At 49.4% G+C, this 10,959-nt stretch carries 11 protein-coding genes and 3 pseudogenes; 9 read left to right on the forward strand and 5 right to left on the reverse strand.

From position 1 onward, the window contains the following. Positions 1–99 precede the first annotated feature (99 nt). Positions 100–678, reverse strand: a pseudogene (locus BGK49_RS03225) (porin); the annotation flags it as partial. Between the two features lie 650 nt (positions 679–1,328). Between BGK49_RS03225 and drpB the strand changes: the two are divergent. The 4 genes and pseudogenes from drpB (at position 1,329) to vsr (ending at position 4,280) form a co-directional block, all read left to right on the forward strand. Beyond that, positions 1,329–1,610 carry a cell division protein DrpB gene (gene drpB, locus BGK49_RS03230; RefSeq protein ID WP_001297704.1) on the forward strand — a complete coding sequence of 94 codons (282 nt, stop codon included), beginning with the start codon at positions 1,329–1,331 and terminating at the stop codon, positions 1,608–1,610. A gap of 39 nt (positions 1,611–1,649) precedes the next feature. Then, positions 1,650–2,345, forward strand: coding sequence for a phosphohydrolase (locus BGK49_RS03235; RefSeq protein WP_000365569.1), 696 nt, complete (start codon positions 1,650–1,652; stop codon positions 2,343–2,345). A 66-nt stretch (positions 2,346–2,411) separates the two neighbouring features. Further along, on the forward strand, positions 2,412–3,830 hold the full coding sequence (gene dcm, locus BGK49_RS03240) for a DNA-cytosine methyltransferase (protein ID WP_001157235.1): 1,419 nt from the start codon (positions 2,412–2,414) through the stop codon (positions 3,828–3,830). Next, positions 3,811–4,280: pseudogene (vsr, locus tag BGK49_RS03245) on the forward strand (VSPR family DNA mismatch endonuclease). Before dcm ends, vsr begins: the two are co-directional and overlap by 20 nt. Here vsr and yedA read toward each other — a convergent pair. Further along, positions 4,269–5,189, reverse strand: a complete 921-nt coding sequence (gene yedA, locus BGK49_RS03250; RefSeq protein WP_001212273.1) for a drug/metabolite exporter YedA — start codon at positions 5,187–5,189, stop codon at positions 4,269–4,271. The pseudogene vsr and the gene yedA sit on opposite strands and share 12 nt — an antisense overlap. A gap of 172 nt (positions 5,190–5,361) precedes the next feature. Between yedA and BGK49_RS03255 the strand changes: the two genes are divergently transcribed. The 3 genes from BGK49_RS03255 (at position 5,362) to dgcQ (ending at position 8,405) form a co-directional block, all read left to right on the forward strand. Continuing rightward, on the forward strand, positions 5,362–6,279 hold the full coding sequence (locus BGK49_RS03255; RefSeq protein ID WP_000922682.1) for a DUF808 domain-containing protein: 918 nt from the start codon (positions 5,362–5,364) through the stop codon (positions 6,277–6,279). 78 nt (positions 6,280–6,357) lie between these two features. Beyond that, positions 6,358–6,540 carry a YodC family protein gene (locus tag BGK49_RS03260; protein WP_000009307.1) on the forward strand — a complete coding sequence of 61 codons (183 nt, stop codon included), beginning with the start codon at positions 6,358–6,360 and terminating at the stop codon, positions 6,538–6,540. A 170-nt stretch (positions 6,541–6,710) separates the two neighbouring features. Then, positions 6,711–8,405, forward strand: coding sequence for a cellulose biosynthesis regulator diguanylate cyclase DgcQ (dgcQ, locus tag BGK49_RS03265; RefSeq protein ID WP_077897541.1), 1,695 nt, complete (start codon positions 6,711–6,713; stop codon positions 8,403–8,405). Here the strand turns inward: dgcQ and BGK49_RS03270 are convergent. After that, positions 8,402–9,217, reverse strand: a complete 816-nt coding sequence (locus BGK49_RS03270) for a mannosyl-3-phosphoglycerate phosphatase-related protein (RefSeq protein WP_000491513.1) — start codon at positions 9,215–9,217, stop codon at positions 8,402–8,404. The genes dgcQ and BGK49_RS03270 overlap by 4 nt on opposite strands. Positions 9,218–9,514: 297 nt before the next feature. Then, positions 9,515–9,742: a peroxide/acid resistance protein YodD gene (gene yodD, locus BGK49_RS03275; RefSeq protein ID WP_000844800.1), complete on the reverse strand. Its 228-nt coding sequence runs from the start codon at positions 9,740–9,742 to the stop codon at positions 9,515–9,517. Between the two features lie 162 nt (positions 9,743–9,904). Here yodD and dsrB point away from each other — a divergent pair, with 162 nt between their 5' ends. Beyond that, complete coding sequence (gene dsrB / locus BGK49_RS03280; RefSeq protein ID WP_000867217.1) at positions 9,905–10,093, forward strand: protein DsrB; 189 nt, start codon at positions 9,905–9,907, stop codon at positions 10,091–10,093. 43 nt (positions 10,094–10,136) lie between these two features. Here the strand turns inward: dsrB and rcsA are convergent. Continuing rightward, positions 10,137–10,744, reverse strand: a pseudogene (rcsA, locus tag BGK49_RS03285) (transcriptional regulator RcsA). A gap of 68 nt (positions 10,745–10,812) precedes the next feature. Between rcsA and BGK49_RS25205 the strand changes: the two are divergent. After that, positions 10,813–10,959, forward strand: a 147-nt coding sequence (locus BGK49_RS25205) for an IS1 family transposase (protein ID WP_001393286.1), incomplete at its 3' end; no start/stop codon positions are given.

Below are 10,959 nucleotides of genomic sequence, written 5' to 3' on the forward strand. Positions count from 1 at the left end.
TAGTGCGCTGGGTTATCGCTCGCCACGGGAATATCTGCGGCAGCGGGCTTGTAATGGGTTAAGTGATAACAGATGTCTGGAAATATAGGGGCAAATCCACAACGCATAGCCATCACCGTTTTGTTTAGTAACGCCACGATTGCTGTTCTTACCTTGATATTGCACAGCAAAATTCAGACCATCAACCAGACCAAAGAAATCAGAGTTACGGTAGGTTGCAACACCGTTGGTACGACCGTTCATGAAGTTGTCAGCGGAAGCCCAGGAATCACCACCCCATTCAACTAACATATCGGTATAAGCTGCGGCATCATAAGCAACACCGTAGTTACGACCATAGTCGAAAGATCCTAACTCGTTATATTTCAAACCTGCGAAGGTTAAACGGGTTTTTTCCTGATTAGAGCCTTCGGGCTTGCTGGCGTCGAGGTTGTATTCAAACTGACCAAAACCAGTCAGTTCGCTGGTGATTTGGGTTTCACCTTTAACACCGAAACGAGCATAGGAGGTATCTTCGTTTTCGCTGTTATTATCATCAGTATTTGACCAGATGCGTTCGCCAACCATCTTGCCGTAGAAATCAACTTTATTGCCATCTTTATTGTAAATTTCAGCCGCATTTGCTGCGCCAGCAACTAATAACGCCGGGACCAGCATTGCCAGAACTTTTCTTTTCATTATGTATTCCCTTGTGATTATAATCTTCATGAATATATCAATAAGTGCCGTTATCCAAAAAAAAGCACATTTGGATACTATTCTATGAAGTTCATTTTATTTTAAGCATTACATGCAACAAATGTATTTAAAAGATTTCAAAATGTTTCTAATCTATTTAATATAATTCAGAATTATGAATTCTAAATATAAATATTCATGAAAATTATAAATCTATATCAATATGTTATGAGTTGAGCGGAAACATAGGGGGTATCAATGATTGTTGCGCCAAACGGCTGGTGTGATCAGGCGCACATTAATGAAGGCATAAAAAAAAGCCGGCATCATGCCGGCCCAAAAAATATAAACAAGACGATAAAAGGCTAATAACGGAAGCATCATGACACAGAATAATAAAAAGGTATAATTGTAATCAGTGCTAATATATTGATTAAATGAATTAATAAAGCCGATATCAAAGATAAATAAAATCGCTCAAAACGATTTTTCCTGTATTCACTGCCGTTGCGCAAAATTTATCTATTTGTTCAAAAAATGATTGAGTCTTGACTGGCTCATCCAATGTGAAAAAATGTGACTTTTATCACATAATAGTACTAAGTCTGAATTTTCCGGGTTATCTCAAAATGGAATACGGTTCGACAAAGATGGAAGAGAGACTCTCTCGCAGCCCTGGCGGCAAACTGGCTTTGTGGGCTTTCTATACATGGTGTGGCTATTTCGTCTGGGCAATGGCGCGTTACATCTGGGTGATGAGCCGGATCCCCGATGCCCCCGTGTCGGGATTTGAAAGCGATTTAGGCTCTACCGCGGGAAAGTGGTTAGGGGCACTGGTCGGATTTTTATTTATGGCTCTGGTCGGGGCATTGTTAGGCAGCATTGCCTGGTACACCCGACCTCGTCCCGCACGTAGCAGACGCTATGAATAAAAACTGCTAAGGTGGCGACTCTTTGGCAACGGAGCGCGTATGGACTTACAACACTGGCAGGCACAGTTCGAAAACTGGTTGAAAAACCATCATCAGCACCAGGACGCGGCCCATGACGTGTGTCATTTTCGCCGCGTCTGGGCTACGGCACAGAAGCTGGCGGCAGATGACGATGTCGATATGCTGGTGATTTTAACCGCCTGTTATTTTCACGATATTGTGAGCCTGGCGAAAAATCATCCGCAAAGGCAGCGTTCTTCAATCCTGGCGGCAGAAGAGACGCGTCGCCTGCTCCGTGAAGAGTTCGAGCAATTTCCGGCGGAGAAAATCGAGGCCGTTTGTCATGTCATTGCCGCTCACAGTTTCAGCGCGCAAATCGCCCCCTTAACAACGGAAGCTAAAATCGTCCAGGATGCGGATCGGCTGGAAGCCCTGGGGGCGATTGGCCTGGCGCGCGTGTTTGCCGTTTCAGGGGCATTGGGCGTGGCGCTGTTTGATGGTGAAGATCCGTTCGCACAGCATCGCCCGCTTGATGATAAACGCTACGCGCTGGATCATTTCCAGACTAAGTTGCTGAAGCTACCGCAAACCATGCAAACCGCAAGAGGCAAGCAGCTGGCGCAGCGCAACGCGCATTTTTTAGTCGAGTTTATGGCGAAGCTCAGTGCCGAACTGGCGGGGGAGAATGAAGGTGTCGATCACAAGGTGATAGATGCGTTTTCACCCGCGGGATAAGCGCGTGGCCCTAAATGGCTGTAATTATGTTAACCTGTCGGCCATCTCAGATGGCCGGTTAAATCTATGCAGGAAAATATATCAGTAACCGATTCATACAGCACCGGGAATGCCGCACAGGCAATGCTGGAGAAACTGCTGCAAATTTATGATGTTAAAACGCTGGTGGCGCAGCTTAATGGTGTGGGTGAGAATCACTGGAGCGCGGCAATTTTAAAACGTGCGCTGGCGAATGACTCGGCATGGCACCGTTTAAGTGAGAAAGAGTTCGCCCATCTGCAAACGTTGTTACCCAAACCACCGGCACATCATCCGCATTATGCGTTTCGCTTTATCGATCTATTTGCCGGAATTGGCGGCATCCGTCGCGGTTTTGAATCGATTGGCGGACAATGCGTGTTTACCAGCGAATGGAACAAACATGCGGTACGCACTTATAAAGCCAACCATTATTGCGATCCGGCGACGCATCATTTTAATGAAGATATCCGCGATATCACCCTCAGCCATAAAGAAGGCGTGAGTGATGAGGCGGCGGCGGAACATATTCGTCAACACATTCCTGAACACGATGTTTTACTGGCCGGTTTCCCTTGTCAGCCATTTTCGCTGGCTGGCGTATCGAAAAAGAACTCGCTCGGGCGGGCGCACGGTTTTGCCTGCGATACCCAGGGCACGCTGTTTTTTGATGTGGTACGCATTATCGACGCGCGTCGTCCGGCGATGTTTGTGCTCGAAAACGTCAAAAACCTGAAAAGTCACGACCAGGGTAAAACGTTCCGCATCATCATGCAGACGCTGGACGAACTGGGCTATGACGTGGCTGATGCAGAAGATAACGGGCCGGACGATCCGAAAATCATCGATGGTAAACATTTTCTGCCGCAGCACCGTGAACGCATCGTGCTGGTGGGTTTTCGTCGCGATCTTAATCTGAAAGCCGATTTTACTCTGCGTGATATCAGCGAATGTTTCCCTGCACAGCGAGTGACGCTGGCGCAGCTGTTGGACCCGATGGTCGAGGCGAAATATATCCTGACGCCGGTGCTGTGGAAGTACCTCTATCGATATGCGAAAAAACATCAGGCGCGCGGTAACGGCTTCGGTTATGGAATGGTTTATCCGAACAATCCGCAAATCGTCACGCGTACGCTGTCTGCGCGTTATTACAAAGATGGCGCGGAAATTTTAATCGATCGCGGCTGGGATATGGCCAAAGGTGAGAAAGACTTTGACGATCCGCTGAATCAGCAACATCGTCCACGTCGGTTAACGCCTCGGGAATGCGCGCGCTTAATGGGTTTTGAAGCGCCGGGAGAAGCGAAATTCCGCATTCCGGTTTCGGACACTCAGGCCTATCGCCAGTTCGGTAACTCGGTGGTCGTGCCGGTCTTTGCCGCGGTGGCAAAACTGCTTGAGCCAAAAATCAAACAGGCGGTGGCGTTGCGTCAGCAAGAGGCACAACATGGCCGACGTTCACGATAAGGCCACTCGCAGCAAAAATATGCGCGCGATTGCCACGCGTGATACGGCGATTGAGAAGCGCCTCGCCAGTCTGTTAACCGGGCAGGGCCTGGCGTTTCGCGTTCAGGACGCCAGTCTGCCCGGAAGCCCGGATTTTGTCGTTGATGAATATCGCTGCGTGATATTTACCCATGGCTGCTTCTGGCATCATCATCACTGCTATCTGTTTAAAGTGCCTGCGACTCGAACCGAGTTCTGGCTGGAGAAGATAGGTAAAAATGTTGAACGCGATCGCGCGATATCAGTCGTTTGCAGGAACTCGGCTGGCGCGTACTGATTGTCTGGGAGTGTGCATTACGTGGGCGCGAGAAGCTGACGGATGAAGCGCTTACCGAGCGTCTGGAAGAGTGGATCTGCGGCGAAGGTGCCAGCGCGCAGATCGACACGCAGGGGATTCATTTACTCGCTTGATGCGTCCTGAATAACTGGCGCAACTACGGGTTTTGCCGGGAAGAGATATTTTCCCAACGTGACCAGTACCACCGCGAAGACAATTACGCCGAGCGCCAGCCATTCAATCTTCGACAGCGTCTCTCCGCCCAGTCCCGTACCCAGCAAGACCGCGACCACCGGGTTAACGTAGGCGTAGCTGGTGGCGAGAGCCGGACTGACATTACGGATTAAATACATATAAGCGTTGATGGCGATAATCGAACCAAACAGCGCCAGATAGCCGACCGCAAGGAAGCCTGAAAGGGAAGGGAGCGCCGTCAGTTTTTCACCTGCAATCATCGACGCGATCATTAACACCACGCCTGCCGCCAGCATCTCAATCGCACCCGCCATCATCCCTACAGGTAAGGTAATGCGCGAGCCATAAACCGAGCCAAACGCCCAGCTAATCGAGCCGATTAAAATCAGAATCGCGCCCCACGGATTGCCGCTTAAATTTCCACCGCTATTGAGCATGATGATTCCGGCAAGCCCAATGGCGATACCCACCCATTCCAATTTGCGCGTTTTAATGCTAAACAGGCGGCTGAAGCACAGGGTAAAGAGGGGCACGGTTGCAACCACAACGGCGGCGATGCCGGAAGGAACATTTTGATGCTCGGCAACCGTCACCATGCCATTACCGACAGCCAGCAATAACAGGCCAATCAGCGCGGCATTGAGCAGCGGACGTAGCGGGGGGAGCTTGTGTCCGCGCAGTAGCAAAAATGCCATCAATAAAATACCGGCTGCCAGGAATCGAACGCCTGCCATCATTAACGGAGGCCAGCTTTCCACGCCAATCCGAATGACAAAATAGGTTGAGCCCCAAATGATATACAACGCAAACAGCGTGCCAAAAAGCGGTAACAACTGGCGGAAACGCATAATCCCTCACGGTAGAAATAAAAAGGTGGTTCATAGTAAACGTGAAAATCATTCTGCTGGCGAGAGATATAATTGCACTTGATTGTTAAAAAAATGTTGACCTGTGAAGCAAGTATCAGAGCTGCCGTTTTTGCTTCATACTTACACCCTTCAACAATAAAAATGAGAGGGAATGCTTTTGGCCGGGAGTAGTTTACTGACGTTGCTCGATGATATCGCCACACTACTGGACGATATCTCCGTGATGGGCAAACTGGCGGCGAAGAAAACCGCCGGTGTATTAGGGGATGACTTATCGCTCAATGCGCAACAAGTTTCAGGCGTGCGGGCCAACCGGGAACTTCCCGTGGTCTGGGGCGTGGCGAAAGGATCGCTGATTAATAAAGTGATTCTGGTGCCGCTGGCGCTGATCATCAGTGCGTTTATCCCGTGGGCGATTACGCCTCTGTTGATGATTGGTGGCGCGTTTCTCTGCTTTGAAGGAGTAGAGAAAGTGCTGCATATGCTGGAGGCGCGTAAACATAAAGAAGATCCGGCGCAGAGCCAGCAGCGTCTGGAGAAGCTGGCGGCGCAGGATCCGCTGAAGTTTGAAAAGGACAAAATAAAAGGGGCGATTCGTACCGATTTTATATTGTCTGCTGAAATCGTCGCCATCACGCTGGGGATTGTGGCCGAAGCGCCGTTGCTTAATCAGGTGCTGGTGCTTTCAGGCATCGCGCTGGTAGTGACCGTGGGCGTCTACGGTCTGGTAGGGGTTATCGTTAAGATTGATGACCTGGGGTATTGGCTGGCGGAAAAATCCAGCGCGCTGATGCAGGCATTAGGTAAAGGGTTATTGATCATTGCGCCCTGGCTGATGAAAGCGTTATCGATTGTCGGCACGCTGGCGATGTTCCTCGTCGGCGGCGGGATTGTGGTACATGGTATTGCGCCGCTGCATCACGCCATTGAACATTTCGCCGGGCAGCAAAGTGCAGTGGTGGCGATGATACTACCGACTGTTTTAAATCTGATTCTTGGATTTATCATCGGCGGCATCGTGGTGCTGGGAGTGAAAGCCGTAGCGAAAATACGCGGTCAGGCACATTAATACTCGCACAGGCTATTATGCAAAATTCGCCATCTTCAACTAAGGTGAACAAGTTTCACTCGAAAAAAGGAGGCGAGTATGAGCTTTATGGTTAGTGAGGAAGTTACGGTTAAAGAGGGCGGCCCGCGGATGATTGTCACCGGATACTCCAGCGGTATGGTTGAGTGTCGTTGGTATGACGGTTACGGGGTCAAGCGGGAAGCTTTTCATGAAACCGAGCTTGTTCCGGGGGAGGGGAGTCGTTCTGCGGAAGAAGTTTGAAAGGGTATCATTAACACCAGGCCGGATCACTTCCGGCCTGGTGTGCCAATGCCTGCGATGAATGATAGTCGCGTCTTATCATGCCACCATTATAAAATTATCGCTGTTTTGCGGTACGCTATCGCCAGGTTATGCCAGAATCATAAAAAAGCAGGTTGGGAGTCGTCAGGGTGCAGCACGAGACAAAAATGGAAAACCAGAGCTGGTTGAAAAAAATCGCACGCCGCCTGGGGCCTGGTCATGTCGTTAATCTCTGCTTTATCGTGGTATTGCTTTTTTCCACCTTGCTGACCTGGCGTGAAGTGGTAGTGCTGGAAGATGCCTATATCTCCAGCCAGCGTAATCATCTGGAAAACGTAGCCAACGCGCTCGATAAGCATTTGCAGTGTAACGTCGACAAACTGATCTTTTTGCGTAATGGCATGCGCGAAGCTCTCGTAGCGCCACTGGATTTCACTTCACTGCGTAATGCTGTAACCGAGTTCGAACAGCATCGCGACGAGCACGCCTGGCAAATTGAACTCAACCGACGACGCACCCTGTCAGTCAATGGCGTATCGGATGCATTAGTCAGCGAGGGGAATCTCCTGTCTCGCGAAAATGAAAGCCTCGACAATGAAATTACCGCTGCACTGGAAGTTGGTTACTTGCTGCGACTGGCGCACAACACCTCGTCGATGGTTGAACAGGCGATGTATGTCTCGCGTGCCGGATTTTACGTTTCGACGCAGCCGACCTTGTTTACGCGCAATGTACCAACGCGTTATTACGGCTATGTCACCCAACCCTGGTTTATCGGCCATTCGCAACGAGAAAATCGTCACCGCGCGGTACGCTGGTTTACTTCGCAACCGGAACACGCCAGCAATACTGAACCGCAGGTTACCGTCAGTGTTCCGGTAGACAGTAATAACTACTGGTATGGCGTGCTGGGGATGAGTATTCCCGTGCGTACCATGCAGCAATTTTTAAGAAACGCCATCGATAAAAACCTCGATGGTGAGTATCAGCTCTATGACAGTAAGCTGAGATTTTTGACCTCTTCCAATCCTGACCATCCAACAGGGAATATTTTTGATCCTCGTGAACTGGCCTTGCTGGCGCAGGCGATGGAACATGACACGCGGGGCGGCATTCGTATGGACAGTCGCTATGTTAGCTGGGAACGTCTGGACCATTTCGACGGTGTGCTGGTGCGCGTCCATACGCTAAGCGAAGGCGTGCGCGGCGATTTCGGCAGTATCAGCATTGCATTAACCCTGCTGTGGGCGCTCTTTACCACCATGTTACTCATCTCCTGGTATGTGATTCGCCGGATGGTTAGCAACATGTATGTTCTGCAAAGCTCGTTGCAGTGGCAGGCGTGGCACGACACCTTAACCCGTTTATATAATCGTGGCGCACTGTTTGAAAAAGCCCGTCCGCTCGCGAAATTGTGTCAGACGCACCAACATCCTTTTTCTGTCATTCAGGTCGACCTTGACCATTTTAAAGCGATTAATGACCGCTTTAGTCATCAGGCGGGCGACCGTGTTCTTTCTCATGCTGCCGGATTAATTAGCAGTTCCTTGCGTGCGCAGGACGTTGCCGGGCGGGTCGGTGGTGAGGAGTTTTGTGTGATTCTGCCAGGCGCGAGTCTGACGGAGGCTGCGGAAGTCGCAGAACGTATTCGCCTGAAGTTAAATGAAAAAGAGATGTTGATTGCTAAGAGTACGACGATACGCATCAGTGCCTCGTTGGGGGTAAGTAGCAGCGAGGAAACCGGTGATTATGATTTTGAACAACTCCAGTCACTGGCTGACCGTCGGCTTTATCTCGCTAAACAGGCCGGGCGTAATCGGGTATGCGCGAGCGATAACGCTTAACGAGCGGAGAAAAAATGGTCCAGCCCTTCACGCCATCCTTCCGGTCCTTCACGCTGCGTTCGCCAGACGCGGGCCGGATCCTCATCATGCAGATGCACCCCTTCACGGTTTAGCCCTTTCACAATCACCGCGTAATCCATTACCTCCAGTAAGGGCGCATCGTTTGGCCCATCGCCCAGGCCAAGTGTGGTTGGGCGTTTGCCTGATAATTGTTGATAGGTCGCGATAATCCAGTTGGCGGCCTGATCTTTTCCGGCAGAGGCATCCAGGACGTGCCAGAAGCGCGCACCCTGCATAAACTGTAAGCCCAGTTCGTTCAGACGAGCGGTAAATTGTGCCATACGCTCGTCACTGTCGCGCCAGATTAGCGTTACCGACGCCTCATGCAGCTGCGTCAGCGCCGCCTGGCTACGGCTTAATCCCGTCCATTCGGCGATGGTTGCATCGTCGACATCATCGAAAGTCGTGAATTTAAAATGTTCTTTCTCGCGTAGCGTATTTAAAACCTGGCTGATTTCGCCATGGCTAATACCTGAGATGATGCGTGGAAAACCGTCTATATCCTGCCATTGTTCAGCAAGCTGGATCACTGCGCCATTTTCGGCAATCAGTGGTACCCCTTGTAACCCCAACGTTTTTTGCAAGTACAGCATTTCCGCTGAAGTTTTACTGCTACAGAGAATGACGGGAACATTCGCTTCGCGTAAACGGCTGAGCCAGGGGGCAGCCGGTTGCCAGTCATAACTATGACTGTCCAGCAGGGTGCCATCAAGATCGCTAAAAACCAGTAGTGGTTGTTGAATTGAAAACATGGTCGCGCAGTTCTCCCCTTACCAGGATGATTCTCAAAACAGCACAAATAATCAAAGATGATTTTTTCGGGAGCGATCCCGTTGACGCCAGAGCCACCAAGGGGTGACGCACGTCACATTTCTATTCATAAGTAGCGTTAATCATTCATATCGCGAATATTTTCTTGTCAGCGAAAAAAATTGCGGATAAGGTGATGAACACATCAGATTTCCTGGTGTAACGAATTTTTTAAGTGCTTCTTGCTTAAGCAAGTTTCATCCCGACCCCCTCAGGGTCGGGATTTTTTTATTGTGCATTCAACGATTCACTTCAGAGACGCTGAAGTCATGAATATCCAGTTCGAAGGCATCCGCCAATTCACGCCATGTATGATATTCACGTCCATCGACGCTAACGTGTTCAGAATCGTTCTGGCTGCGATGAACTTCGCTTTCGCTAATTTCATTGATCGCCGCCAGCAGGGCATCGACATCGACGCTGACCTCACGTTTTGCGGTATCGCTGTACTCTTTTGCGGTTTTCATCATCTTTCCTCGCAACCGTTACTCTGTTGTTGCCGCCAGTCGTTAAGTCCGCCTGGCATCTCTTAAGTATAGACCGTCGAGAAAATCAGCACTCGCGCGCGCCTGGCGCTGCCAGAAAAACGAAATTGTTCTACACTGGCACAAAGCCACAGGAGGAAAACGATGAAGGTGAATGATCGGGTAACAGTCAAAACGGATGGCGGTCCGCGTCGTCCTGGCGTGGTACTAGCAGTTGAGGAGTTTAGTGAAGGCACAATGTACCTGGTTTCGCTGGAAGACTACCCGCTCGGCATCTGGTTCTTTAATGAAGCAGGGCATCAGGACGGTATCTTTGTGGAGAAAGCAGAGTAATCTTATTCAGCCTGACTGGTGGGAAACCACCAGTCAGAATGTGTTAGCGCATGTTGACAAAAATACCATTAGTCACATTATCCGTCAGTCGGACGACATGGTAGATAACCTGTTTATTATGCGTTTTGATCTTACGTTTAATATTACCTTTATGCGATGAAACGGTCTTGGCTTTGATATTCATTTGGTCAGAGATTTGAATGGTTCCCTGACCTGCCATCCACATTCGCAACATACTCGATTCGGTTCGGCTCAATGATAACGTCGGCATATTTAAAAAAGAGGTTATCGTTGTCTCTTTTTTCAGAATATCGCCAAGGATATCGTCGAGAGATTCCGGTTTAATCGATTTAGAACTTATCAATAAAATTTTTCTGACCAATAGATATTCATCAAAATGAACATTGCAATTGCCATAAAAACGATAAATAACGTATTGGGATGTTGATTAATGATGTGCTTGATGTGCTGACTGTTAGAAGCATCATGGATGAAACAGTCCTCATTAATAAACACCACTGAAGGGCGCTGTGAATCACAAGCTATGGCAAGGTCATCAACGGTTTCAATGTCGTTGATTTCTCTTTTTTTAACCCCTCTACTCAACAGATACCCGGTTAAACCTAGTCGGGTGTAACTACATAAATCCATAATAATCGTTGACGGTGATGCTGCCAACTTACTGATTTAGTGTATGATGGTGTTTTTGAGGTGCTCCAGTGGCTTCTGTTTCTATCAGCTGTCCCTCCTGTTCAGCTACTGACGGGGTGGTGCGTAACGGCAAAAGCACTGCCGGACATCAGCGCTATCTCTGCTCTCACTGCCGTAAAACATGGCAACTGCAGTTCACTTACACCGCTTCTCAA

The organism is Shigella sp. FC1544 (assembly GCF_001722145.1).
GTDB lineage: Bacteria > Pseudomonadota > Gammaproteobacteria > Enterobacterales > Enterobacteriaceae > Escherichia > Escherichia coli.